Below are 25357 nucleotides of genomic sequence, written 5' to 3'. Positions count from 1 at the left end.
AGCTTTCCTGTTAGGAATAGGCCTTGACATCTTGCCGTTCGAATTGTCCATTTGATGCTTGACCGGGCCGAACGGGGCGGCGAGGGCGGACAGGGGCAAACCGGCGCGTGGATAGACAGTCAAGTCGAGTGCTGTTGAGGACGGTTGGGCTGACAAAAGCCTTTCGAGGGCTGGTTGCCCTGCGGGATCATTCCATCGAGCTCCACGAAGGTGAAATCGTTGGGGTAATCGGGCCGAATGGCTCGGGCAAGAGCACGCTTTTCAACCTGATCACCGGCTTCTCCCAGCCGAATTCCGGCAGCATCAAGATGGAGGGCCGTTCGCTCGTCGGCCTGCGCACATCGCAGATCGTCGCAATGGGCATCGCCCGTACCTTCCAGGGCTCTCGTCTGTTCGGCAGCCTCAGCGTCGCACAGAACGTGCTGACGGCGGCGCAGTTGCGCCATCCTGTAGGCGCCGCCGATACCGTGCTGCGCGGTCGGCGCTATCGCGAGCGGGTGGCCGCGACGCGGCAGAAGGCCGACGAACTCCTCGACCTCATGGGCCTGACGGATCAGGCCGGCAGGGTCGCCGCGGATCTTCCCTATGGCGATCAGCGGCGGCTGGAGATTGCGCGTGCGTTGGCGACCGGTCCGCAGCTGCTGCTGCTCGATGAGCCCGCAGCCGGGCTTGATTCCAAAGAGACCAAGGTGTTGGCAGCGCTGATTCGGACGATCCGTGACCGCTATGGCGTAACGGTGGTCGTTGTCGAGCACGACATGGACCTGATCATGGCGCTGTGCGAACGCATCCAGGTGCTGGCGACTGGCGAGGTGATCTGCGTCGGAACACCGGAGCAGGTACGCGAACACCCGAAAGTGCGGGAGGCGTATCTTGGCCACGCCTAAGCCCGTTCTGCTCAGCGTCGAGAACCTGGAGGTCAATTTCGGCGCGGTGCGTGCGCTGAAGGGCATTTCGCTCGACGTCCATGCCGGCGAGGTGGTGGCGCTGGTGGGGGCCAACGGCGCCGGCAAGAGCACGACCTTGCGCACCATTTCCGGCCTGTCGCGGCCGCGCGGCGGCAAGATCATCTTCGATGGCAAGCCGATTGGAGGTGTCGCTCCGTCGCGGATCGTAAGTCTGGGCATAGCACAGAGCCCGGAGGGCAGGCGCCTGTTCGGCGGCCTGACGGTGGCCGACAATCTGCGGCTGGGCGCCTGCACCCGCACCGACAAGGAGGCCGTCGTCAGAGACAGCGAGCGCATGTTCATGCTGTTCCCGATTCTCAAGCAGCGGCTGAAGCAGCTGGCCGGCACGCTGTCGGGCGGCGAACAGCAGCAGCTTGCTCTGGCGCGTGCGCTGATGGCGGCGCCGCGCCTGCTGCTGCTCGACGAGCCTTCGCTGGGCGTTGCGCCGCTGCTGGTGCGCCACATCTTCAGCGCGCTTGCCGAACTGAAGCGCCAGGGCATGACGATGCTGCTGGTGGAACAGAACATCACGCTCGCGCTGGACCTCGCCGACCGCGCCTATGTGCTGCGCACGGGTCAGGTGGCGCTGTCGGGCCGGTCCGCGGAACTGCGCGACAGCGAACGCGTGGCGCAGGCATATCTCGGGGCGGCAACATGACCCAGCTGGACTATATCCTGCAGCAGATCGTCAATGCGGTGAGCCTCGGCAGCCTCTACGCACTGGTGGCGGTCGGTCTGTCGATCGTCTTCGGCGTCCTCAAGCTGACCAATTTCGCGCATGGCGACGTGATGATGGTAGGCGCCTTCGGGGTTGCCTTGCTGGCAGGAGTCGGCGTTCCGTTCCCGGTCGCCGTGATCTGCGGCATCGCCGCGGCCGCCGTCGCGGGCTTCCTCATCGAACGCATCGCGTATCGCCCGATCCGCGACGCGCCCGACGTTGCGCGACTGCTGACGAGCCTCGCCGTCACCTACATCATCGAAAACGTCGGCATCCTGGTGTTCACCTCCTCGCCGCGCAATTTTCCACTTCCCGATATTCTCAACACCTCCTGGGAAATGTCGAACGGCGCCATCACCTTCACGAGCATCAATCTGCTGACCATCGCGCTGACCTTCGTGTCGCTGCTGCTCCTCGGCTGGTTCATCACGCGCACCACGACCGGGCTCGGCATGCGCGCCGCGGCCGAGGACATGTCGGCGGCACACCTTGTCGGACTCAACGTCAACCGGCTGATCATCGTCGCCTTCATCGTCGCATCCGCCTATGCCGGCCTCGCCGGCATTTTGTGGGCGGCACAGGCCGGCGTGGTGCAGCCGCAGATGGGCTTCACACCGCTCCTGAAGGCTTTCGTGGCGGCTATCATCGGCGGCTTCGGGTCGATCGCTGGCGCCCTGGTCGGCGGCTACATATTGGGCGCGCTGGAGATCTTCATCGTCGCATTCCTGCCGAGCAGCGTCTCGTCTTATCGCGACGCAATCGTCTTCGCTGTGCTGATCGCCTTTCTCCTGGTGCGCCCGGGCGGGCTGCTCCAGCCAAACCGGGAGGTAAAGCTGTGAGCCGGGAAGTGTGGATCACACTCGTCGTCCTGGTCGTCCTTGTGGCGGGGGCAGCTGTCGCATTCGGTGCACCGCACGTGCTGAGCGACTATTTCGTCCGGATTATCCTGCTGATCGCGCTGAATGCAATCCTGGTGCTGGCGCTGTCGCTGAGCAACGGTTTTACGGGCGTGTTTTCGCTCGGTCATGTCGGCTTCATCGGCGCCGGCGCGTATATTTCGGGAATCCTGTCGATTCCGGTGCAGCAGAAGATGGCATTGCTGCCGCATCTGCCGACGTTTCTGCATGCTTTCAGCCTCCCCTTCCTGCCGGCGACGCTAATGGCGGGTCTTCTGACGGCACTGCTTGCCGTGGTCGTCGGTTATCCCTTGATGCGCCTGTCGGGCTATTTCGTTTCGGTGGCGACGATGGGATTCTTGATCATCGTCAACGTAGTGCTGATCAATGCATCGGATTTCACCCGAGGCGCCCGCACTTTTACCGGCGTGCCGCTGGAGACGACGTTGCCCTGGGTGATGGGTTGGCTCGCCATCACGGTGTTCGTGCTGGCGCGCCTGGTCTATTCGCCTTTCGGGCGCGCCATGAAGGCGGTGCGTGACGACACAATCGCGGCCAGCGCTGTCGGGATCGGCGTGTTGCGGACCAGACTGATCGCCTTTGTCATCGGGGCGTTCTTTTCAGGCGTCGGCGGGTCGCTCTACGCACATTATCTCGGCTCGTTTTCGCCGAACACCTTCTACTTCGCGCTGACGATGAGCCTGATCACAATGCTGGTGCTGGGCGGCATGGGCTCCCTGACCGGCGCGGTCGTCGGCGTCATCTGCGTTTCGCTGTTGTCGGAGGTCCTGCGCTCGGTCGAACGCGGCTTCACGATCGGCGATTTCGCGGTGCCGGCCCTGTTTGGCGCCAGCCAGATCGTGCTCGGCTTCATCTTCATTCTAGTCATGATCTTCCGGCCGAAGGGGATCATGGGGGACCGGGAACTTACGTTCGGATTAACCCAAAGATCGGCAACGGTGAACCAGACAGAGGAACGAAAACCATGATCAAACTCACTCGACGCGGCACCATCGGCCTGGGACTGGGCGCATTCTTCGCGCTTGCCTCGGCCAGCACGGCACTTGCTGCCGACACGATCAAGATCGGCTATCCGGCAAACCTGACCGGCATTCAGGCCTCGCTCGACGGCCCGATGCTGAATGGCGCCAAGCTGGCAGCGAGCGAAATCAACGCCGCCGGCGGCGTGCTCGGCCAGCAGATAGAACTGGTGATCTACGACTCCAAGAGCGATTCGACGACGATCTCGACCGTCGCCAGCCAGTTGATCGACAGCGACAAGGTCGTCGGCATCATCGGCTTCGCCGATTCCGACTCGGTGCTGGCCATCGGACCGCAGGTCCAGAAGGCGCAGATCCCGTTCATCACGCCCGGCGCGACCTCGCCGAAATTGCCGAGCCAGCTCGGCAACGAGATCTTCCTCGCCGCCTTCGGCGACAACGTTCAGGCTGCGGTTGGCGCGGAATTTGCGCTGAACAAGCTGAACGGCAAGACCGCCTACCTGCTGACCGACATCGGCACCGAATACACAACGCTGCTGTCGGACTACTTCGTCACCGCCTACGAGCATGGCGGGGGCAAGATTTTGGAGCGCGACACCTACAAGATCGGCGACAAGACCTTTACCGCGCAGATCGCCAAACTGAAGGCGCTGTCGCCGCAGCCCGACTTCGTCTATGCCTCGTCGAATGCCGAGGAAATCGGCTTGATCTTGAAGCAGATGCGCCAGGCCGGCATCAACCTGCCGGTGGTCGGCGGCGACGGCTACGACACGCCATTGCTGATCCAGGTCGGCGGCGACGCGGCCAAGGACACCTACTTCACCACCCACGCCTATATCGGCGAGGGCGCCACCCCGAAGGTGCAGGCCTTCATTGATGCCTACACCAAATCGGCCGGTAATGCCCCGGAGAACGCGTTCGCTGCGCTCGGCTACGACTCGGTCAAGCTGATGGCCGACGCGATCAAGCGTGCCGGCGCGCCGGATCCGGCCAAGATCCGTGACGCGCTGGCGGCTACGTCCGGGCTCGACGGCGTGACCGGAACGATCACCTACCGCCCAGGCATTTCGGTGCCGGACAAATCGGTCTCGGTCATCGGTGTCAAGGACGGCAAGCTTGTCCTGGCAAGTGAAGCGGCACCGACCTTCGTCGCGGAGCCGTGATTTTGTCCACTCCGGGTTCCCTTTGGGACATCTACAGGTCGCGGCTCTCCGCCGCGACCTTCACCGACCTGACGCATGCGTTTCATCCGGGCCAGCCGCATTTCCCGGCTTTCCCGGACGAGGAACGCCGTGCCTTGCTCGATTTTTCGAAGGGCGACGCCTTCCAGGTCCACCACTACGCCTTCGTCGGACAGTGGGGCACCCATGTCGATCCGCCGGTGCACTTCATCGACGGCGGCCGCTCGATCGACCAACTCCCGGTGGCGGAGATGCTTCTGCCATTGGTCATCCTCGATATCAGCGACAGGGTCGCCGCCGATCCCGACGCGACGCCGACGCTCGACGACATTTCCGCCTGGGAGACACGGAACGGCCGTATCCCCGAAAAGTGTTTTGTCGCACTTCGCACAGGGTGGTGGCCGCGCTGGCCAGACCCCGTGACGTTTCAGAACAAGTCGGCCGACGGTATCTCGCATGCGCCGGGCTGGTCGAAGCCGGTGCTGAAGGAACTTTTGGAATGCCGCGGTGTCGCTGCGATCGGGCATGAGGGCATGGACACCGATCCCGGCCGCGCCACTTCGGCAGGCGACGCAAGCCTGGAATATTATGTGCTGTCCCGCGACTGCTGGCAGATCGAGCTCTTGGCCAATCTCGACAAGGTGCCTGAAGCCGGCGCGTTGATAATGGCAAGCTGGCCAAAGCCAAAGGCCGGATCTGGCTTCCCGGCTCGCGCTGTCGCCATCCATGAAGCGGCCGGCTGAACGCGTGAAACCGCAGCTGGCGGCGGTCTAGGGACCGTCGCACAACGTTCATCAGACACGGAATTCAGACATGGATATAAACACAGTCCGCGATGCTTTTCCGGCGATGGCGAAAGATGCCGCGCCGACGAAGCGGATTTTCTTTGACAATCCCGCGGGAACCCAGATGGCGAGCCGTTCGATCGAGCGTATGACGCGTGCGATGATCGAGACCAACGCCAATCTTGGTGGCTATTTCGAAACCTCACTCGCGGCCCAGGCGATGGTCGACGACGCGCATCAGGCGATGGCCGATTTCTTCAATGCCGCGGACCGGCGTGAGGTGATGTTCGGCCAGAACATGACGACTCTGACGTTCGCCGTCTCGCGCGCCATCGGCCGCGATCTGAACGCCGGCGACGCCATCGTGTTGACGCGCATGGATCATGACGCCAACGTCGCACCCTGGCTGATGCTGGCGGAGGATCGCGGGCTTGAAGTGCGCTGGATCGACTTCGATCCAAAAACATTCGAACTCGACCTGTCGACGCTGGAGGCCACTATCGACGAGGAGGTCAAGCTGGTCGCCGTCGGCTATGCCAGCAACGTTACCGGCACAATAAACGACGTGAAGCGGATCGCGCAGCGCGCACGCGCGGTCGGGGCGCTGAGCTATATCGACGCGGTGCAGTTCGCGCCGCATGGGGTGATCGACGTCCAGGAGATTGGCTGTGATTTCCTGGTTTGCTCGGCCTACAAATTTTTCGGACCGCATCACGGGGTGTTGTGGGGCCGGTTCGATCTGCTGCAGGCGCTGACCGCCTATAGAGTGCGCGCGGCTTCGAACACGCCACCTGGAAAATTCGAGACGGGGACGACAAGCCGCGAGGCGCTTGCCGGGGTGCTTGGCGCCGTCGAGCACTATGCCTGGCTCGGACAGTCCTTCGGCAACGTTCACCCGCAGGCGACGCGGCGGGAGCGCATCGTCGCCGGCATTGAAGTCGCCGACCGTTATGAGCGTGTCCTGACAGCACGGTTGATTGCCGGATTGTCCAGAATTGATGGCGTCTTGATCCAGGGTATATCAGATGTGGTGGCGCTGGCGCGCCGTGTGCCTACCGTGTCGATCACCGTTGACGGAACCGATCCCGCCGATATCGCCAAAGCGATGGCAAAGGAAGGCATCTATCTCTGGCACGGCCACAATTACGGTTTGGAGCCAATCAAGCGGCTGGGGCTTGCGGACCGCAACGGCGTCGTCCGTATCGGGCTGGCCCATTATAACACCGAGGCGGAAGTCGATTTCCTGTTGGCGAAGCTGGCGGACTGGATGAAGACGCGAACCTGACATGCGCGACAAAAACGGAACCCCGAGGATCGGCGTCAAGCTGCGCCATGCCAGACAGGTGCTTGGCCTCAGCCTGGAAGAGCTCGGCGCTCGCATCGGGCTGACAGAGGGTTATCTCTCGAAGATCGAAAACGACCGCGCGACGCCGTCGATGGCGGCTCTGCACCGGCTGGTGCAGGCGCTGGGCATCAACATGAACGCAATGTTCGGCACGCTGCAGCACAATGCCTCGGAAGTGTTCGTTTTGCGGCACAACGAGCGTCCGCACATGGAGACGGGACATCGGCGTTCGGGCAACCATGTCGTGCTCGAGCAATTGGTCCCATCCGGTCCGGAATATCTGCTGCAGATCAATGTCCACGTGATCGAGGCCGGCGGCGGCAGCCCCGAATTGATCAGCCATAAGGGACAGGAATTCGGCTACGTGCTCGAAGGTTCGGTCGAGTTGCTGGTCGAAGCGAACGTGGTGGCGCTAGAGGCAGGCGACGCGTTCTATTTCAACTCCGAACTCGGCCACGGCTACCGCAATATCGGTTCGACCACGGTCCGTATCCTCTGGGTCAACACGCCGCCGACATTCTGACCGCCTCCATCGCGGTGCCGGATTTCGAGGCAGCTCCGAAGGCGTTGTTCAATGAGCCAACGTCCACAGGACACAGCCGCCGGGTCCAATCGTCCTGTTTCAATGCCCGAACACCAGCGGCGGCGCGATCCGATCCCGCCGCAGCCAGCGCGCCAGAAGCAGCGCGGCCACCACGGCCAGCCCCGTCGACAGGCCGATCCAGATGCCGACGCCATGCAGGCCGAAATGGAAGGCGAGCAGCACGCCGAGCGGCAGGCCGATGCCCCAATAGCCGATCGCGGCATAGATCATCGGCACCTTGGTGTCGTGCAGGCCGCGCAGCATGCCGGCGGCCACCGCCTGGGCGCCGTCGAAGACCTGGAACAGCGCCGCGAAGACCAGGAACGACACGGCAAGTTCGATCACCCTGGCATTGGCCGGATTGCTCAGATCGATGAAGGCGCTGATCAGCGGATGCGGCCACAGGATCATCACCAGCCCCATCAGCGCCATGAACGAGACACCGATGACGAAAGCGGTCCAGCCGGCGCGCGAAACGCCTTCCGGATTACCGGCGCCATGCGCAAGCCCGACGCGCACCGTCACCGCCTGGTTGAGGCCGAGCGGCACCATGAAGGAGATCGAGGCAATCTGGATGGCGATCGCGTGCGCGGCCAGCGAATCCGCGTCGATCAGGCCCATCAGCAGCGCCGCCGCATTGAAGATCGTCACCTCGAAGGCGAGGATGCCGGCAATCGGCATGCCGAGCCGCAGCAGACCCTTGAAGCGCGGCCAGTCGGACCGCCAGAAGCGCCCGAATAGCCGGTAGCGCCGGAACTTCTTCTCCAGCATCACCACAGCCGCCATGCCGACGAACATCAGCGTGCTCGACAGCGAGGTGGCAAGGCCTGACCCGGCAATGCCCATTGCCGGCACGCCGAGATTGCCGAACATGAACACCCAGTTGAAGAAGACGTTGCAGGCGACGGCGACGAAGACGATGACCAGCGCCCAGCCCGGCCGTTCCAGCGCCGAGATGAACGAGCGCAGCACGATATAGAAGTAGAAGGGCAGCACCGCCCATTCGAGCCAGCGCAGATAGATGCCGGCCTGATGGGCCAGAACCGGGTCCTGGCCCATGGCCAATAGAATGCCCTCGCCGTGCCAAAGCACGAGCCAGATCGGGATCGAGATCAGGATCGCCAGCCACAGGCCCTGGCGCACGGTGCGGCGCAGGTCGCGCACCGAATAGCGGCGGCGGCCGAGCTCGGTAGCGATCATCGGCGCGGTCGCCAGCATCAGGCCGAGGCCGAAGATCAGCGGCATGAAATAAAGGTTGGCGCCAAGCGCGCCGCTGGCCAGCGTGTCCGGCCCCAGACGACCCATCATCATGACGTCGGTGGCAGTCATCGCGGTCTGGCCGAGATTGGTCAGCACCATCGGCCAGGCAAGCGCCAGCGTCGCCCTGATTTCCTGACGCCAAAGATTTTCCGGCGCGCGAGCGCCGGCTTCGATCGCAGACATTGTTCCGCTCTTTCCAGCTACGGCACGTCGGCCAGAGCCGGAAGCCGCATGTCAAACGGCAAAACCTTCGGTTTCGCGGCGTTTGCGTCAGCTTCTGGACGAAACGCGACATGAAGGCAAGAGAGGAGGGACGGGAACGGATTGAGCCAGCGACCGGCCCCGATGCTCTAGCGGATCGCGTCCAGCATCCGCCGCTGGCGGTGCATCTCGAGGAAAACCTTGTAGTCGCGCTCGAAACGCCCTGATGATTTCGGGTTCGACGGGCGCGTCCGGCCGCCTTGCTGCATGGCAAGACAGGCCGCGTTGAGGTCGGGAAACAGCCCGGCCGCGGTGGCTGCGATCATGCCGGTGCCGAGCAGCACCGCCTCGTCGGCCAGCGGCTCGATCACCGTGCAGCCGGTGGCGTCGGCATAGAGCTCCATCAGCAGCGGGTTCTTGGTATGGCCGCCGGTGACGTGCAGCGTGTCGATCAGATAACCGTTCTCGTTCAGCGCCTCCAGCACGTGGCGCACGCCGAGCGCGATGCCGACGGCGGTGCGCCAGTAGAGCTTGCACAGGCTGTCGAAGGAGGAGTCCAGCGTCAGCCCGCTGACGACGCCGACGGCATGCGGATCGGCGAGCGGTGAGCGGTTGCCGTGAAAGTCGGGCAGCACATGCAGCCTTGCGGCGAGGTTGTCGCCCTCGGTGGCGCGCAGCTCGGCGACACGCCTGGCGATCTTCGCATGCATGGCGGCATCCGGCTCGCCGCCGGCGCCGTGCCAGCGGATGATGTGGTCGAGCAGGGCGCCGGTCGCCGACTGGCCGCCTTCCGACAGCCACAGCCTGGGCAGCGCCGCGCCGTAATACGGCCCCCAGACGCCGGCGAAAGGCTGCGGATCGGGCGACATCGCCATCACGCAGCTCGATGTGCCGGCGATCAGCGCCAAATGCCGGCCGATGTCCTGTTCGTCGCCGGCAAAGCCGCCGAGCACGCCAAGCGCGCCGGCATAGGCATCGATGACCCCGGCGCCGACCCGGCATTTCTCGCTCAGCCCAAGTTCGGCCGCCGCTTGCGCCGTCAATCGACCGATATCGGCGCCCACCGGGCTGGCTTTTCCCGGCAGGCTGCCGTGCTCGAAAAGATCGTCGAGGCCGACGAGTTCGAAGAAATCGCGCCGCCAGCCTGTCTCCTCATGCGCCAGATAGGTCCATTTGGCGGTCAGCGTGCATTGTGAGCGGGCCAGCGAGTCCGTCGCTTGCCAGGTCAGGAAATCGGTTAGGTCGAATAGATAGCCGGCTTCATTCCACGTCCGCGGCAAATTGCGCTTCAGCCACATCAGCTTCGGCGTCGCCATTTCCGGCGACATGACGCCGCCGATGTAATTCAGCACGGCGTGGCCGCTTGCCGTGCATTCGTCGGCCTCGGCGATGGCGCGGTGGTCGAGCCAGACGATGGTGTCCCAGCGCTTGTCGCCGGTGACCGAGACGCTGAGCTGGCCGCCTTGCCGGTCGCGCACCACCAGCGAACAGGTGGCATCGAAGGAGATGCCGACAATGTCCTCAGGCTCGACACCGGCTTTTTCGCGGGCAGCGCGCACGGCGGTGCAGACGGCCGACCAGATATCGCGCGAATCATGCTCGGCGTGATCGGGCTTCGGCTGGTTCATGGCGATCGGCCGCTCGGCGCGGCCGAGCAAGGTGCCTGTGGTGTCGAGAATGCCCGCGCGAGCGCTCCCGGTGCCGACATCGACCGCGCAAACGAACTGTTTCGTCAAGATGCTCTGTCTCTCGCTCCCAGGCCTGCAATCAGATCGGGCAATTGCAGCATGTCAGCGAATATAAAGTCCGGCTCACTCGACGCAAGCCGCGCTTTCAAGGTCGGGTTGCCGGCATGCGAGCCGCCGGTGAAGGCAAACACGCGCATCCCCGCCGCCCGCGCAGCAATGATGCCGGCCGGGCTGTCCTCGACGACGAGGCATTTGCGCGGATGGGCCCGCATGCTGGCGGCGGCATGCAGGAACAGATCCGGCGCCGGCTTTCCCTTGGCCACCATGGTGGCACTGAACAGATGCGGTTCCATCAGCCCAAGCAATCCGGTGACGTCGAGCGCGTAGCGGATGCGGTCGAGCGTGCCTGAGGACGCGACACAGAACGGCAGCCCAAGCTTCGGCAGCATCTTCTTGACGCCGGCGATCGGCTTCAGCTCCTCGCGGAATTTGCGCATCAGTTCGACGCGCATCTCGGTCAGGTGCAGGTCTGTGATATCGAGCCCGAAGTCGCGGCCGAGGATCTCGCGCACGCTTTTCATGCTCCTGCCGAGGAAATGCTCGTAGGCGGCATCCTCACTGACGCTGCCGCCGGCGACTTTGACCATGCCGAGCAGCGCCGAGACGGAGAGCGCCTCGCTGTCGACCAGCACGCCATCACAGTCGAAGATGACCAGTTCAGGCGTCATGGCCGAGAATGGCTCTCAGAGCTTGCCGGCGAGGTAGCGCGTCAGCGTCGCGCGCGCGCCATTCGCCCACAGCACGTTGAGCGCATGTGCAAAGGCCTCGACAAACGCGGTTGCGCGGCCGACATCGCCATAGATGTCCTCCATGGCAAGCCAGGCGGCGGGAGCATCCTTTGCCGCTTTTGCCGTTGCCTGCAGCCGGTCCCAGCTCGGATCGTTGGGCTCGATGACGGCGCCGCTATCCGTCGTGCCGAAGCAGTAGCGGCACCATAACGCCGATTCCAGTGCCAGGCCCGCGACGCTCTTTCCGGCCTTCAGCCGGTCGGCGATGGTCGGGATGATGAACTTCGGCTGGCGGTTGGAGCCGTCGAGGCAGAGCCGGCGCACCGTGTCGCCGATCTTGGGATTGGAAAAGCGGCTCTCGATGAGCTGGTAATAGTCTTCCAGGACCGTGTCCGGCACCGGCGGCACGGTCGGGATGATTTCCTCCCGTTCGAGCTTGGCCAGAAACCCGCTCACCAGCGGCTCCTGCATCGCCTCATGGACGAAATGGATGTCCATCAGCCCGGCCGGATAAGCGATGGTGGCGTGGCCGCCATTGAGGATGCGGATCTTCATCAATTCGTAGGGCGCAACGTCTTTGACGAACTGCACGCCGACCTTTTCCAGCGGCGGCCGGCCGCCGGTGAAATGGTCCTCCAGCACCCACTGCCGGAACGGCTCGCAGAACACCGGCCAGTTGTCCTCAAGGCCAAAATCCTTGGCCAGGATGCCGCGTTCGCGGTCGGTGGTCGCCGGCGTGATGCGATCGACCATGCCGTTCGGGAAGGCGACATGCTCGCTGACCCAGTTCGCCAGATCCTCGTCGATCAAACGGGCCAGGCCGATGACGCCGTCCGAGGTGACATGGCCGTTGTGGGGAATGTTGTCGCACGACATGACCGTGAACGGCACGGTGCCCTCGTCGCGCCGCCGCACCAGCCCGGCAAGGATGATGCCGAACACCGTCTTCGGTGTCGCGCCGGGCTGCGCATCGGCGACGATGTCGGGGTGGGTCGGGTTGAACACGCCGGATGCCGGATCGATGAAATAACCGCCCTCGGTGATGGTCAGCGAAACGATCTTGATCGCCGGGTCGGCCAGCCGTTCGATGATGCCGGCCGCATCGCCGGGCATCAGGAAGTCGATCATGGCGCCGGTGACGCGGGCGCTCATATGGCCGCTGTCCTGCTCGACCACCGTGGTCAGCCAGTCCTGCTCTTCCAGCTTGCCGCGGCCTATCTTTTCACCGTCGAACACGCCGGCGCCGATCAGTGCCCAGTCATGGCCGACGCCCGAATTGAACAGATCGTCGAGATAGACGGCCTGATGCGAGCGATGGAAATTGCCGACGCCGAAATGCACGATGCCGGCCTTCAATGTCGCGCGGTCATACTTCGGCCCGGCGACCTCAGCGGGCAGTTTGGAGAGGTTTGAGGACGAGAGTTTCACGGTCATCTGTTTTACCCTTTGGCCGGATCTAGGCCTTCGTTACGCTCCTCTCCCGGTTGGGGAGAGGATAAGGGGTGGCACTGGCTACGCGCCCGCTGATGTCGGCCTCTGCTCCCCGCGGAGGGACGAGGAGCAGAGGCCGTCCCCCGCCCTCAACTCATCCACTGGCCGCCATCGACATTGTAGGTCTGGGCGACGATGTATTCGGCGTCGCTGCTGGCGAGAAAAACCGCCATGCCGGTGAGGTCCTGCGCCGTGCCCATGCGGCCATACGGCACTGCCTCGCCGACCAGCTTCTTCTTCTCGCCCTTCGGCCGGTTCTCATATTTGGCGAACAGCGAATCGACGTGATCCCAGTGCTCGCCGTCGACGACGCCAGGGGCAATCGCGTTGACGTTGATGCGGTGCTTGATCAGGTCGAGCCCCGCTGACTGTGTCAGCGAAATGACGGCGGCTTTGGTGGCGCAATAGACGCCGACCAGCGCCTCGCCGCGTCGTCCGGCCTGGCTCGCCATATTGATGATCCTGCCGCCCCGGCCAGCGGCGATCATCGAGCGGGCGGCTGCCTGCAGCATGAACAGCGTGCCGGCGACATTGACGGAAAACAATTTATCGTAGCTTGCCTTGGTGATCTCGACGATCGGTGCCAGATCGAAAAGAGCGGCGTTGTTGATCAGGATATCGAGGCCGCCGGTCTTCGTCTCGACGGCTTTCACCGCCGCCTCGATGGAGGCGAGGTCGGTGACGTCGAGCTTGACCGCATAGGCCCTGCCGCCGATCTCGGCGGCCGTCTTCTCCGCCGCATCCAGATTGATGTCGGCTATGGCGACGGTGGCGCCTTCGCCGGCATAGGCTTCGGCGAAGGCTCTGCCGATGCCGCGGGCCGAACCTGTGATCAGCGCGGATTTGCCGGCCAGCCGCATGTTCAGATTGCCTTCCCGTCGGCGCCGAAGCGATGCAGCTTGGCCTTGTCGGGCGTTAGATAGATGGTGTCGCCATGATGGACGCCGAGTTCGCCGTCGGCGCGCACCGTCAGCGGGCCGACGCCATCGGCCTGGACATGCAGGAAGGTGTCGGAGCCGAGATGCTCGGCGACGCCGACGACCGCCTTCCATTCGCCCGCCGTGGTCGAGATCTCCAGGTGTTCGGGGCGGATGCCGATGGTCCTGGCGCCGTTTTTGGCAGCCGGCGCGCCTTCGATCAGGTTCATCTTCGGCGAGCCGATGAAGCCGGCGACGAACAGGTTCTTCGGCGTCTTGTAGAGCTCCATCGGCGAGCCGACCTGCTCGATGTTGCCGGCGTTCAGCACGACGATCTTGTCGGCCATGGTCATGGCTTCGACCTGGTCATGGGTAACGTAGATCATGGTCGTCTTGAGCTGATGGTGCAGCTCGCTGATCTCCAGCCGCATGGTGCCGCGCAGTGCCGCATCGAGATTGGACAGCGGTTCGTCGAACAGGAAGGCGGTCGGCTGACGCACGATGGCGCGGCCGATGGCGACGCGCTGGCGCTGGCCGCCGGAAAGCTGGCCGGGCCGGCGTTCGAGATAGTTGGTCAGGTTGAGCACGCGCGCCGCGTCTCCCACCTTCTTGTCGATCGTCGCCTTGTCCTCGCCGGCCATCTTCAGCGGGAAGCCGATGTTCTTGGCCACCGTCATGTGCGGATAGAGCGCGTAGGACTGGAACACCATGGCGAGCTTGCGCTTGGCCGGTGCCTCGCCGGTGACGTCGCGGCCGTCGATGTTGATGGAGCCGCCGCTGGTGTCCTCGAGCCCGGCGATCAGCCGCAGCAGCGTTGACTTGCCGCAACCCGACGGGCCGACGAAGACGACGAACTCGCCATTCTCGATCACCAGGTCGAGACCGGGGATGATGGACGTCGCTCCGAAGGATTTGGAGACGTTCTTGAGCGTGATGTTTCCCATGATTTCCTCCCCGAGGGGTTATTTCTGCCGATTGCTTCGGGCAATTCCGTTACTTCACCGCACCATCAATTATTTGACCGCACCAAATGTCAGGCCGCGCACCAGCTGCTTCTGGCTGAACCAGCCCATGATCAGGATCGGCGCGATGGCCAGTGTCGAGGCGGCCGAAAGCTTGGCCCAGAACAGGCCTTGCGGGCTGGAGAACGAGCTGATGAAGGCGGTCAGCGGTGCTGCTTCCGTCGTCGTCAGCCGGATCGTCCAGAATGCCTCGTTCCAGGCCAGGATGATGTTGAGCAGCATCGTCGAGGCGATGCCCGGCACCGCCATCGGCGTCAGCACATAGACGATCTCGTTCCACAGCGACGCGCCGTCCATGCGCGCCGCTTCCAGGATCTCGCCCGGGATTTCGCGGAAATAGGTGTAGAGCATCCACACCACGATCGGCAGGTTGATCAGCATCAGCATGATCATCAGGCCGATCCGGCTGTCGAGCAGTCCTGTGTCGCGGAAGATCAGGTAGATCGGGAACAGCACCGCGACCGCGGGCATCATCTTGGTGGACAACATCCACATCAAGATGTCCTTGGTCCGCTTGGTCGGCGAGAAGGCCATCGACCATGCCGCCGGTATGGCGACGAGCAGGGCCAGGATGGTCGAGCCGACCGAGAGCAGCACCGAGTTGAAGAAGAATTTGAAGTAGCCGCTCTGCGCCTGAACCTCGGCATAGCTCTCGAACGTTCCCGACGGGATGATGCTGAAGCCCTGGATGGCTTCCTGCTCCGACTTGAACGAGGTGATGATCGTGTAGAGGATCGGGAAGAAGATCAGCAGGGCGACGATCCAGGCGGCAACTGTCGCAATCGTCTTGTGCTGGGTGGTGACTGAGCGTGCCATCGTAGCCTCCCTTACTTGTCCAGGTTCTTGCCGACGGCGCGCATGGCGAAGAAGGCAACGATGTTGGCGAGAATGACGGCGATCACACCGCCGGCGGATGCCTGGCCGATTTTGAACTCCAGCAACGCCTTCTGGTAGACGAGGAAGGGCAGGTTGGTGGAGGCGTATCCCGGGCCGCCATTGGTGGTGACGAGGATCTCGGCATAGACGGAGAGAAGGAAGATCGTCTGGATCAGGATGACGACCGTGATGGCGCGCGACATGTGCGGCAGCGTCAGATAGATGAAGCGGCTGATGAAGCCGGCGCCGTCCATCTCGGCGGCTTCCTTCTGCTCGCCGTCGAGCGACTGCAGCGCGGTCAAGAGAATGAGCGTGGCGAAAGGCAGCCATTGCCAGGCGACGATGATGATGATCGCCAGCATCGGATGCTGCCCGAACCAGTCGATCGGCTGGGCCCCGAAGAAGCGCGCTATGTCGGCGAACACCCCATATTGCGGGTGCATGATCATGTTCTTCCACACCAATGCGGCCACCGGCGGCATGACGAAGAACGGCGAAATGACCAGAATGCGCACGATGCCCTGGCCCCACATCGGCTGGTCGATCAGCAGTGCCAGAAGGATGCCGCCGATCACCGTGATCAGGAGCACGCTGACCACCAGGGTGAGCGTGTTGAGGATCGACTGCAGGAAGGCCGGGTTGGAATAGAACAACGCGTAATTCGAGAAGCCGACAAAGCCGTCGCGGATCGGATTGAGCGGATTGTATTGCTGGAAAGAGAACCAGATGGTGATGACCAGCGGCACAATCATCCAGACGAACAGCAGCACCACGGATGGCGCCATCATGAAACGGGCAAGCGAACGGGTCTGCTGAGTAGCCATGACGGTCACCCTTCACTGGTCAGACGGAATTTTCAAAAGGCGTTAAAGGCGGCCGCCCGAACTGGGAACTCGGGCGGCCGTTGCCGGTCAGGAGGCGACCGGCAGTCGGCACCGGGAGGAGCCTTACTTGATGTATCCGCCTTCGGACATTGCCGCGGTGGCAGCGTCCTGGGCCTGCTTCAGCGCGTCGTCGACGCTCGACTGGCCGGCAAGAGCCGCCGAGAAGAGCTGGCCGACCGTGGTGCCAAGACCCTGGAACTCAGGGATGGCGACGAACTGTACGCCGACATAGGGCACCGGCTTGACGGTCGGATGCGTCGGGTCGGCGGCGTTGATGGAGTCCAGCGTCATCTTGGCGAACGGAGCCGCCTTCTGGTACTCGGCGTTGGCATAGAGCGAGGAGCGCGTGCCCGGAGGAACGTTGGCCCAGCCTTCCTTCGAAGCGACCAGTTCGGCGTAGTGCTTGCTGGTCGCCCAGGAGACGAACTTCTGGGCGGCATCGGCCTTCTGCGTGCCGGCGGGGATCGCCAGCGACCATGCCCACAGCCAATTGCCGCGCTTGCCCAGGCCATTGTCGGGTGCCAGCGCATATCCAACCTTGTCGGCGACCTGCGATGCCTTGGGATCGGATACGAAGGACGCAGCGACGGTGGCGTCGATCCACATGCCGCACTTGCCCTGCTGGAACAGCGCCAGGTTTTCGTTGAAGCCGTTGGAGGACGCACCCTCGGGGCCGTCGGCCTTCATCAGGTCGACATAGAACTGCAGCGTGTTCTTCCATTCCGGCTGATCGAACTGCGGCTTCCAGTTCTCGTCGAACCAGCGGGCGCCGAAGGAGTTCGACATGGCGGTCAGGAAGGCCATGTTCTCGCCCCAGCCGGCCTTGCCGCGCAGGCAGACACCGTTCACGCCATTCGCGCGGTCGGTCATCTTGTCGGCGGCCTGCCTGATGAAGTCCCAGGTCGGCGCGTCGGGCATCTTCAGTCCGGCCTTCTCCATCAGGTCCTTGCGGTACATGACGAAGGAGCTTTCGCCGTAGAAGGGCGCGGCATAGAGCTTGCCGTCGACCGAAAGGCCGCCGGCGATGGCGGGGATGATGTCCTTGGCGTCATAGTCGTCGCCGAGCTTGTCGAGCGGCAGCAGCCAGCTCTGCTTGGCCCAGATCGGAACCTCGTAGGTACCGATGGTCATCACGTCGTACTGGCCGCCCTTGGTGGCGATGTCGGTGGTGACGCGCTCGCGCAGCACGTTTTCTTCGAGCGTGACCCAGTTGAGCTGGATGTCCGGGTTCGCCTTGGTGAAGTCGTCGGTCAGCTTTTGCATGCGGACCATATCGCCATTGTTGACGGTGGCGATGGTGATGGATTCGGCGTGTGCGGCGAACGCAAGCGTGCTGGCCGACAACAAGCCCAGGGTGAGCGTGCGAAGTTTCATCAAATTCCTCCCTTGAACCAAGATGAGCATTTGCCTTGGCTTTGGGCAATTACTCACTTGGCGTGAATTATGTCAAGTCGGATTCGATGCTGCAGCGCAGCACCCGGGCGACACCGCAGGCCGGGACGAGCGGAAATTGCCAGGGCGAGAATCATCCCGGCCGGATACAGTGAGGCAGCAGCGGATAGATCTGCGAAAACCAGGTGCAGCCCGAAAGCTTGCCGGTCAGCCGGCGATCTCGGCCAGCAGCCAGTCGCGGAAGGCACGGATCTTCGGCACGTTGCGGCGCGCTTCGGGGTAGACCAGCCAATAGGCATGGCCGTCGTCGCCAACAAGATCGAAAGGCTGGATCAGGCGCCCGTCGGCAAGTTCCGCCTTGAACAGCGCCCTGGTCAGGACCGCGACGCCATGACCGGCGATCGCCGCATTGGCCTCATAGGCCTGCGCGCCCATGCTGCTGCCGGGCCGCTTGGCAAGATCGTGCGAATGCACGCCGGCAGCCTCGAACCATTGCGTCCACCAGATGTCGCCGGGATCGAGGATCGGCAGCCGCAACAGGTCCGCCGGTTCCCTGACGCCGCCGATGCTTGCCGCGAGCTTCGGGCTCAGCATCGGGGTGAAGTCGGCATCGAGCAGCTTGTAGGCTTCCAGCCCCGGCCATTTGCCGCCGCCCGACCGGATGGCGAGGTCGACATCCTCGCGGGCGAAATCCGTCAGCCGGCTCGACGTTTCGAGCCGCACGGCAAGGGAGGGATGAGCGATCTGGAAAGAGCCCAGATGGTGCGCCAGCCAGTTCGAGGCAAAGGTCAGCACCGTCGTGACGCACAGCAATCCATCGGCGCCGCCACGCGCCGCCGCATAGGCCTGGCCGAGAATGGCAAAGGCCTCGCTGACCGCCGGCGCGAGGCGCTGTCCGGCCTCGGTGAGTGCGATCTGGCGCGGCCGGCGCAGGAACAGCGGTGCGCCGACCCGTTCCTCCAGCACCTTGATCTGATAGCTGACCGCTGCCTGCGTCATGGCGAGTTCGCCGGCGGCCTTGGTGAAGGAAAGATGCCGCGCCACCGCTTCGAACACCCGGATCGCCTGCAGCGGCGGAAGCTGTGAAACCTGCCGAGAGCTCAGGTCCGGCATAAAGCCTCCTTATGGGTCCTTATCGACGTTCGATTGGCAAAGACTGCCGTCAAGACCGACATTCCCAGTCAACCCGTCATTCGGGTTCAGGATAGCGAAGGTTGACGATCATGACTATGGCGCAGCAAAAATGCAGTCCCGCTCCGGATCACCGCTGGATTTCGTGGCTGACAGACGGATTCGGCTGGTTCGCGGGCAAGAAACGGGCACATCTCGACATCAGGGACCTGTCGCCGCATCTGCAGCGCGATCTCGGTTTTCTCGATGGCAACGACCCTTTCGGGCGGCACAGCTAGCGCGGTTGGTTTTATCGCAAATCAGGTGTGGTTCCGGTCAGATGTTGGCCAGCAGGGCGGCGGCGGTCCGTTCATCGGTGATGAGGCCGTTGATCAACCGCCGGTTCGCGGCCGCCAGAATGCCTGGCAGCTTTCGTTCGCCCATGGCCAGTGCGATGACCAGCGATTTCTCGCGTGACGGAAGCGACGCCGACGACACCCGGTCGTTGGTGATGCCCTCGATCATGCGGCCCTCCCTGTCGAACACCCAGCCGACGATCTCGGCGATGCCGCCGGCCTTCTGCAGCGCCTTCAATTCGCTCTCCGAAATGAAGCCGTCTTCGTAGAGCGGCGCCTTGGGGCCGAGGTCGCCGATGCCGATGAAGGTGACGTCGGCCTCGGCGGCAAGCGCAAGCGTCGGCTGGATCATCGGCTGGTTGAGCAGCATCTCGCGCTCCTCCGGCGACGAGGCGATGACCGGCAGCGGCATCGGGAAGGAGCGCGCCTTGACCCTGTCGGCCATGGTGAAGATGACGTTGTAGAAGGCGGCCGAGCCGTCCGGCGAGATGTTGCCGGTCAACGACACCACCTTGTGCTGCGGGCATTCCATTGGCGGCAGCTGCTCGATCGCCGCCTTCAGCGTGCGCCCGGTGCCGATCGCCATGACGATCGGGGTCGGTGACCGCAGCCGCCGCTCGATCTCGGCGGCAGCCGCCTCGGCGATGCCGATCGTGGTCGAGGACGAATTGGGGTCGCTCGGCACCACCTCGACCAGATCGAGCGCAAAGCGCGATCTCAGCCGTGCCGCCAGATCGAGGCAGTTGGCGATCGGATGGTCGACGCGAACCTTGATCAAGCCCTCCGACACCGCCAGCGATACCAGCCGCTGCGCCGTTTGCCGCGAAATGCCGAGCGTCGAAGCGATCTGGTCCTGTGTGTTGCCGGCAACATAATAAAGCCAGCCGGCGCGCGCCGCATCGTCCAGCCTGTTGCTGCCACCATCCTGCCGGCTATTCAAGGTCCTGCCTCCCGAGACCGCCGGTCATGAGAGCGGCTCATGCCCACTTTCGCAGGGAACGGCCTGCTGCGCAATTGTCAATCTCGGGAGCAATTGCTTGCTGTTTCCCGGCGTAGGCACGGCCCGGGTTTTTTTCTCCCACGATGCCCTGCGTCGCCAAAGAGACTTGGCGGCGGTCCCGACAGACGGCAGGTTCTTGCGCTCCGAAGGTTTATCTCCCAGCCCAAACCCTTTAAGGGATGGCAAAAAGGAGCCTCGCATGACGCCGAAAGCGGTTTTCTGGGACATGGACGGCACGCTGGTCGACAGTGAGCCGCTGCACGAAGCAGCCCTGGTGGCGGCGATGCGCAATGTCGGCCTTGTCCCGCCGGACGATCTGCATGAGCGCGTGCTCGGCGTCGCCGCCTGGCCGGTCTACGAGATGATGCGCGACGAGTTCGGCCTGGACCTGCCTTTCGACGACTGGATCGTGCGCAAATACGAGCATTATCTGCCGCTGGTGGAGAGCTTGAAGCCGCGCCCCGGCGCGATCGAGATCTTCAACGAGCTGCGTGCAAGAGGCATCCAGCAGGCCGTGGTCTCGAATTCGGACCGGATGATCGTCGACGCCAATCTGAGCATGGTCGGCCTGATCTACCCCGGCATGAAGACGATCAGCCGCAACGATGTGCGCGAAGGCAAGCCGCATGCCGAGCCGTTCCTGCGCGCCGCCTATCTGGCCGATGTCGACCCTGCGCACGCCGTGGCGATCGACGACAGCTGGCCGGGCGCCATGGCGGGACTGGCGGCGGGCATGAAAACGATCTTCTGGCCGGAAAAGCCGATGGAAGGCCCGCCCGGCGCCGTCGTCATCAACAGCGCCGAGGAATTGCGGACTGAACTGGGGCTTTAAGCTTGGGGAAAGTGGGTGGCTCTTCCTGCGACGTCGATGATTGGCGAAACCGGCGAATAAGAGCGTCCTTCTCCCCGTCACTATACGGGGAGAAGTGCCCGGCAGGGCGATGAGGGGCGGCGCCGCGATTGACAATGAAGGCGCTTTCCATGGCGTATTGAGATCACGGTCAGGCCGAGTTTTGGTTCGTCCCACACTTTCGGGGCTTGCGCCGCCCCTCATCCGCCTGCCGGCACCTTCTCCCCGTATAGTGACGGGGAGAAGGGTCCTCAATTCCGGTAGGCCGGTTCCTGCTCGTCGAGGATCGCCTTCAACTCGCTGAGATGGCGTTCGGCCTGGCCGGGATAGTCGTCCATCTCGCTCGCGGCCTTTTCTGCGATCGCGTCGGAAAGCGTGCGCAGCGGGCGGCCGGTCCACAGCGCCTTGATGTAGGTCTCGGCGGCGCGTTCGAAATAGAACATGCGGTTGAAGGCATCGGCGACCGTGTCGCCGATGACCAGCACGCCGTGATTGCCCATCACCATCACCTTGACCTTGGGATCGACGAGAAGCTGCGAGCAGCGCTCGCCCTCCTCCTCGAAGGCCAGCCCGCCATAGTGCGCGTCCACGACATGGCGATTGAAGAACATCGCCGAATTCTGGTCGATCGGCGGCAATGTCGAGTCAGCGAGCGATGCCAGCACCGTGGCGTGGATCGAGTGCACATGCATGACGCAGCGCGCGTGGCGCACATTGCGATGGATGGCACCATGCAGTCCCCACGCCGTCGGGTCGGGCGCATTGGGGCCGGAGAGCGTTTCTGGATCGTTGGCATCGATCATCAGAAGGTCGCTCGCCTTGATGCGCGAGAAATGCACCTGGTTGGGGTTCATCAGGAACTGTGTGCCGTCGTCATTGACGGCCAGTGAGAAATGATTGGCGACCGCCTCGTGCATATTGAGCCGTGCCGTCCAGCGGAAGGCGCAGGCGAGATCGACGCGCTCCTCATAGAAGGGCAGGTTGGTCAGCGTTTCCTTTTGCAGGCGGGCGATGCTCATCCTAAAATCCTCCGGTTTCGGCAAGAATGCCGTGGCCAGTCGATCCCCGCAACCGGTTTTGGTTGGTGCAGGGATAGCTGTCTCACGCCGCCGTGCTGGCAGCGGCAGCGCCGGCTCGCAGGCCGCCATGCTCGATGATGAAATCGATCACCTCCTGCAGCCCCTTGCCGCGCGACAGGTCGGTGAAGCCAAACGGCCGTTTTCGGCGCATGCGGCCGGCGTCGCTCTCCATGACATCGAGGTTGACGTTTACGTAAGGAGCAAGATCGCTCTTGTTGATCACCAGGAAATCGGAGCGGGTGATCGCCGGCCCGCCCTTGCGCGGAATCTCCTCGCCCTGGCAAACCGAGATGACATAGAGCGTCAGGTCGGCGAGGTCAGGCGAGAAGGTCGCGGCAAGATTGTCGCCGCCGGATTCGATGAAGACGATGTCGAGATCCGGGAATTTCCTGTTCATTTCGGCGATTGCCTGCAGATTGATCGACGCATCCTCGCGGATGGCGGTGTGCGGGCAGCCGCCGGTCTCGACACCCATGATGCGGTCCTCGGGCAGTGCCTGCAGCCGCGCCAGCATCATGGCGTCTTCCTTGGTGTAGATGTCGTTGGTGACGACGGCGATGGAAAACTCGTCGCGCAGCGCCTTGCACAGCTTTTCGGTCAGCGTCGTCTTGCCCGAACCGACCGGGCCGCCAATGCCGACGCGCAGCGGACCATTTGTCTGTGTCATGCGGGAAACTCCGTGATGGCGAGGATGGCAAAGCCGAGCCCGATCGACAGGCACAGCGGCGAATAATAGCGGACATCGAGCCGCGCGAAAGGCTGTTCCGGCGCCAGCCGCCGCCACCATGGCGTGAAGCCGGCTATGCCGCGGCCCAGGAACACCAGACCGATGAGCAGCGAAGTGGCGGCGAGCCCCTGCTTTGGGAAGGGTGAAGCAAAGACGCCTGCGAGCGCCAGCGGCCACAGTGTCGCCAGGCAGAGACACGCGGCGACGGCGAAACTGGCGAACGGCGTCGGCATTTCATCGACGCCGCGAAAGCCGACAACGGCGCGGGCGCAGGAGGCCGCATCCTGGCCCGGCCAGATGCCGCCAAGGCCCCAATAGACATGCAGCGCGGTGATCAGCAGCAGAGCAAGGGAGAGCGAGAAAGCGAGAAAAATCATGAGCGGAACAGTCGCGAATACTGGGTTTCATGCTTCATCGCCATGACATCGGAGACGAAGGCGCAGCCGCCGAGATCGTCCAATGTCGAGCGCGCAGCGCGGCTTGCGGTCGCCAGCGCCAGCGGCTCGAAGCCGGCTAACAACGCGGTCGCGCCGTTCTGGCCAACAACGCCAAGGCGGATCGTTGCCTGCACGAGGTTGGAGAAGAAGGTTTGCAGGAAGGCGGACAGCGCATCGGGAAGTGCAATTGAATTGCCGCCGGCGATTGCGCCGACGGCGACGCAATAGGCGCATTCGGCCGGCAAACGCGCCAGCGCTGAATTAGGCCAGGCTGCCGCCGCTTTGAGGAAGGCCGCACCCTGCAGCATGGTCTCGGTGTGGCGTTCGCGCGAGCCGGCCAGCGCCTCGGCGAGTGCCGCCACTTCATCGAGATCACCGGTGCCGCGTGCGCGGCGCCAGCTCTCGGCGAACAGCACGGCATCGTTCCAGCCCGAGCCCATCTCGACAAGCGTTTCCAGCCAGCCGGCCAGGCTCCCGGCATCGGCAACCAGCCCGTCATGCACCGCGCGCTCGAGACCATGGCTGTAGGAAAAGCCGCCGACCGGAAAGGCAGGCGACAGCCACGCCATCAGCCGCAGCAGGGCGATGTTCGAAGGCTGGTCAGTCATGATCGTGGTGGTGGCCGGCGTGACTGTGCGAATGGGTATGCGCTTCGTCATGAGAATGGCTGTGCGCTTCGGCGTGGCTGTGGGCATGCGCATGGCCGTGATCGTGGCTTTGCCCGCCATGCCCGGAATAGGCGCCGCGCACCGGCTTGAACGGTTCGGAAACGTCGGCCACCGTGGCGCCGAGCCCCTCCAGCATCGCCTTGATGACATGGTCGCGCAGGATGAGGATGCGACCGGCCTCGATGCTTGCTGCGAGATGGCGGTTGCCGATGTGCCAGGCGAGCTCGGCCAGATGCACGCCGTCGCGGGCGCGGATGTCATAGACCTCTTCCGGCGCCGCGATGATCTCGACATGGCCGCCATCCTCCAGCACCAGCCGGTCGCCATCGTTCAAGGCGACGGGTTCGGGCAGGTCGACCAGCACCTTGCTGCCGTCGGCAAGCTCGATGGCGCGGCGGCGCAAATGCCGCTCGTCATGGGCGAGAATGGCCCGGCCGGACGGTAGCGTGGTTCCGGCATTGCCGGCGGACAGTACGGAGACGGCCCGCGGGAATTTGGTGAAGTCGGTGTTGAGGTTGAGCTTCATTTCATGGATCCCCCATTTGCTTGCGCCCGTGCACGGGCGGGCCGTGCCAGCACGCGGTCGAAATAGGTGTTGACGCGCTCGGAGTCGATCGGGAATCGGCCGGCGCGAGCCCAGCCGCCCATGTCGCCGAGCAGCACATCGACAGCGGAAAACCGATCGCCGAGCGCAAACGGTTTGTCGCCCAGCCGCCGCTCCAGCGCCTTCAGTTCCGAGGCAAAATCGTAAGCCGCCGCAGGACCGACATCGACGCGCACATCCCTAGGCAGCAGGAAGCGATGGCGCAATTTGTTCCACAGCGGCGCTTCCAACTCGCTCTGGGCAAAATGCATCCAGGAATCCATCTCGGCCCGGCCGGCGACACCCGGATTGGCGCCCATTCCCTTGTCCGCGTGCTTGTCGGCGAGATAAACGCAGATCGCCGCCGAATCCGTCACCGTCAGTTCGCCGTCGATGAGGATCGGCACCTTGCCCGATGGGTTGAGCGCATAGGCTTCCGGTGAGCGCAGATGAACCTCGACGAATTCATAAGGCTGCGCGAGCTCCTCGAGCATCCAGAGAACGCGGCTGACCCGGGATCCGCGCGATCCGACGGCCTTGTACATGTCGAACCCTGCCTTTCCCCAACAAGC

Annotated in this window: 27 protein-coding genes; 10 read left to right on the top strand and 17 right to left on the bottom strand. The window is 63.7% G+C overall.

Going from position 1 to position 25357, the window contains the following annotated elements:
- Positions 1 to 107: 107 nt before the first annotated feature.
- The 8 genes from EJ079_RS05680 (at position 108) to EJ079_RS05645 (ending at position 7396) form a co-directional block, all read left to right on the top strand.
- Positions 108 to 887, top strand: coding sequence for an ABC transporter ATP-binding protein (locus EJ079_RS05680; RefSeq protein ID WP_164873736.1), 780 nt, complete (start codon positions 108 to 110; stop codon positions 885 to 887).
- Positions 874 to 1605, top strand: coding sequence for an ABC transporter ATP-binding protein (locus EJ079_RS05675; RefSeq protein ID WP_127808339.1), 732 nt, complete (start codon positions 874 to 876; stop codon positions 1603 to 1605). Before EJ079_RS05680 ends, EJ079_RS05675 begins: the two co-directional genes overlap by 14 nt.
- Positions 1602 to 2504, top strand: coding sequence for a branched-chain amino acid ABC transporter permease (locus EJ079_RS05670; protein ID WP_127808338.1), 903 nt, complete (start codon positions 1602 to 1604; stop codon positions 2502 to 2504). Before EJ079_RS05675 ends, EJ079_RS05670 begins: the two co-directional genes overlap by 4 nt.
- On the top strand, positions 2501 to 3550 hold the full coding sequence (locus tag EJ079_RS05665) for a branched-chain amino acid ABC transporter permease (protein WP_127808337.1): 1050 nt from the start codon (positions 2501 to 2503) through the stop codon (positions 3548 to 3550). The genes EJ079_RS05670 and EJ079_RS05665 overlap by 4 nt, the downstream gene beginning before the upstream one ends.
- Positions 3547 to 4725 (top strand): ABC transporter substrate-binding protein, encoded by a 1179-nt coding sequence (locus EJ079_RS05660; RefSeq protein ID WP_027040062.1) that lies wholly within the window; start codon positions 3547 to 3549, stop codon positions 4723 to 4725. The genes EJ079_RS05665 and EJ079_RS05660 overlap by 4 nt, the downstream gene beginning before the upstream one ends.
- 2 nt (positions 4726 to 4727) lie before the next feature.
- Complete coding sequence (locus EJ079_RS05655) at positions 4728 to 5486, top strand: cyclase family protein (protein WP_127808336.1); 759 nt, start codon at positions 4728 to 4730, stop codon at positions 5484 to 5486.
- A gap of 70 nt (positions 5487 to 5556) precedes the next feature.
- Entirely contained in the window at positions 5557 to 6813 is a 1257-nt protein-coding gene (locus EJ079_RS05650; RefSeq protein ID WP_127808335.1) for a cysteine desulfurase-like protein, read from the top strand.
- Position 6814: 1 nt separating this feature from the next.
- Entirely contained in the window at positions 6815 to 7396 is a 582-nt protein-coding gene (locus EJ079_RS05645) for a cupin domain-containing protein (protein WP_027040059.1), read from the top strand.
- 99 nt (positions 7397 to 7495) lie between these two features.
- Here the strand turns inward: EJ079_RS05645 and EJ079_RS05640 are convergent, their stop codons facing one another.
- The 10 genes from EJ079_RS05640 to gcvA all read right to left on the bottom strand — a co-directional run bounded on the left by EJ079_RS05640 (position 7496) and on the right by gcvA (position 19088).
- The gene (locus EJ079_RS05640) at positions 7496 to 8899 is read right to left on the bottom strand and encodes an MATE family efflux transporter (RefSeq protein WP_127808334.1); all 1404 of its coding nucleotides are present in this window, start codon (positions 8897 to 8899) and stop codon (positions 7496 to 7498) included.
- A 167-nt stretch (positions 8900 to 9066) separates the two neighbouring features.
- Positions 9067 to 10653 carry an FGGY-family carbohydrate kinase gene (locus EJ079_RS05635; RefSeq protein ID WP_127808333.1) on the bottom strand — a complete coding sequence of 529 codons (1587 nt, stop codon included), beginning with the start codon at positions 10651 to 10653 and terminating at the stop codon, positions 9067 to 9069.
- Positions 10650 to 11333: an HAD family hydrolase gene (locus tag EJ079_RS05630; RefSeq protein ID WP_127396879.1), complete on the bottom strand. Its 684-nt coding sequence runs from the start codon at positions 11331 to 11333 to the stop codon at positions 10650 to 10652. Before EJ079_RS05630 ends, EJ079_RS05635 begins: the two co-directional genes overlap by 4 nt.
- A 15-nt stretch (positions 11334 to 11348) precedes the next feature.
- Positions 11349 to 12827: a mannitol dehydrogenase family protein gene (locus EJ079_RS05625; protein ID WP_127808332.1), complete on the bottom strand. Its 1479-nt coding sequence runs from the start codon at positions 12825 to 12827 to the stop codon at positions 11349 to 11351.
- A gap of 146 nt (positions 12828 to 12973) precedes the next feature.
- On the bottom strand, positions 12974 to 13744 hold the full coding sequence (locus EJ079_RS05620) for an L-iditol 2-dehydrogenase (protein ID WP_127808331.1): 771 nt from the start codon (positions 13742 to 13744) through the stop codon (positions 12974 to 12976).
- A gap of 2 nt (positions 13745 to 13746) precedes the next feature.
- On the bottom strand, positions 13747 to 14745 hold the full coding sequence (locus tag EJ079_RS05615; RefSeq protein ID WP_127808330.1) for an ABC transporter ATP-binding protein: 999 nt from the start codon (positions 14743 to 14745) through the stop codon (positions 13747 to 13749).
- A gap of 69 nt (positions 14746 to 14814) precedes the next feature.
- Positions 14815 to 15639, bottom strand: a complete 825-nt coding sequence (locus tag EJ079_RS05610) for a carbohydrate ABC transporter permease (protein WP_023810705.1) — start codon at positions 15637 to 15639, stop codon at positions 14815 to 14817.
- A gap of 11 nt (positions 15640 to 15650) precedes the next feature.
- Positions 15651 to 16523 carry a sugar ABC transporter permease gene (locus EJ079_RS05605; RefSeq protein WP_013528414.1) on the bottom strand — a complete coding sequence of 291 codons (873 nt, stop codon included), beginning with the start codon at positions 16521 to 16523 and terminating at the stop codon, positions 15651 to 15653.
- 123 nt (positions 16524 to 16646) lie between these two features.
- The gene (locus EJ079_RS05600) at positions 16647 to 17957 is read right to left on the bottom strand and encodes a sugar ABC transporter substrate-binding protein (RefSeq protein WP_127808329.1); all 1311 of its coding nucleotides are present in this window, start codon (positions 17955 to 17957) and stop codon (positions 16647 to 16649) included.
- A 225-nt stretch (positions 17958 to 18182) separates the two neighbouring features.
- A complete protein-coding gene (gene gcvA, locus EJ079_RS05595) occupies positions 18183 to 19088 on the bottom strand; it encodes a transcriptional regulator GcvA (RefSeq protein WP_127808328.1) in 906 nt (301 codons plus the stop codon).
- Positions 19089 to 19198: 110 nt separating this feature from the next.
- On the opposite strand from gcvA, the gene EJ079_RS05590 reads away from it, so the two are divergent.
- Positions 19199 to 19384, top strand: coding sequence for a hypothetical protein (locus EJ079_RS05590; protein WP_127811284.1), 186 nt, complete (start codon positions 19199 to 19201; stop codon positions 19382 to 19384).
- A 37-nt stretch (positions 19385 to 19421) separates the two neighbouring features.
- Here EJ079_RS05590 and EJ079_RS05585 read toward each other — a convergent pair whose 3' ends face one another.
- A complete protein-coding gene (locus EJ079_RS05585; protein ID WP_127268413.1) occupies positions 19422 to 20381 on the bottom strand; it encodes a sugar-binding transcriptional regulator in 960 nt (319 codons plus the stop codon).
- 259 nt (positions 20382 to 20640) lie between these two features.
- On the opposite strand from EJ079_RS05585, the gene EJ079_RS05580 reads away from it, so the two are divergent.
- Positions 20641 to 21273, top strand: coding sequence for an HAD family phosphatase (locus EJ079_RS05580; protein WP_127808327.1), 633 nt, complete (start codon positions 20641 to 20643; stop codon positions 21271 to 21273).
- 269 nt (positions 21274 to 21542) lie between these two features.
- Here the strand turns inward: EJ079_RS05580 and EJ079_RS05570 are convergent, their stop codons facing one another.
- The 6 genes from EJ079_RS05570 to EJ079_RS05545 all read right to left on the bottom strand — a co-directional run bounded on the left by EJ079_RS05570 (position 21543) and on the right by EJ079_RS05545 (position 25330).
- Complete coding sequence (locus EJ079_RS05570; RefSeq protein ID WP_127399017.1) at positions 21543 to 22310, bottom strand: class II aldolase and adducin N-terminal domain-containing protein; 768 nt, start codon at positions 22308 to 22310, stop codon at positions 21543 to 21545.
- An 82-nt stretch (positions 22311 to 22392) separates the two neighbouring features.
- Complete coding sequence (gene ureG / locus EJ079_RS05565) at positions 22393 to 23037, bottom strand: urease accessory protein UreG (RefSeq protein WP_127808325.1); 645 nt, start codon at positions 23035 to 23037, stop codon at positions 22393 to 22395.
- A complete protein-coding gene (locus EJ079_RS05560; RefSeq protein WP_127808324.1) occupies positions 23034 to 23474 on the bottom strand; it encodes a DUF3995 domain-containing protein in 441 nt (146 codons plus the stop codon). The genes ureG and EJ079_RS05560 overlap by 4 nt, the downstream gene beginning before the upstream one ends.
- Positions 23471 to 24142: an urease accessory protein UreF gene (locus EJ079_RS05555; RefSeq protein WP_164873735.1), complete on the bottom strand. Its 672-nt coding sequence runs from the start codon at positions 24140 to 24142 to the stop codon at positions 23471 to 23473. The genes EJ079_RS05560 and EJ079_RS05555 overlap by 4 nt, the downstream gene beginning before the upstream one ends.
- Positions 24135 to 24728, bottom strand: a complete 594-nt coding sequence (locus EJ079_RS05550; RefSeq protein WP_127808322.1) for an urease accessory protein UreE — start codon at positions 24726 to 24728, stop codon at positions 24135 to 24137. Before EJ079_RS05550 ends, EJ079_RS05555 begins: the two co-directional genes overlap by 8 nt.
- Positions 24725 to 25330, bottom strand: coding sequence for a glutathione S-transferase family protein (locus EJ079_RS05545; RefSeq protein WP_127808321.1), 606 nt, complete (start codon positions 25328 to 25330; stop codon positions 24725 to 24727). The genes EJ079_RS05550 and EJ079_RS05545 overlap by 4 nt, the downstream gene beginning before the upstream one ends.
- Positions 25331 to 25357: the final 27 nt, after the last annotated feature.

Origin of the sequence: Mesorhizobium sp. M7A.F.Ce.TU.012.03.2.1 (assembly GCF_004006095.1) — a bacterium.
Classification (GTDB): domain Bacteria; phylum Pseudomonadota; class Alphaproteobacteria; order Rhizobiales; family Rhizobiaceae; genus Mesorhizobium.
Note: the sequence above shows the minus strand (reverse complement) of the source record. Positions and strands in the feature narration are given on the sequence as shown.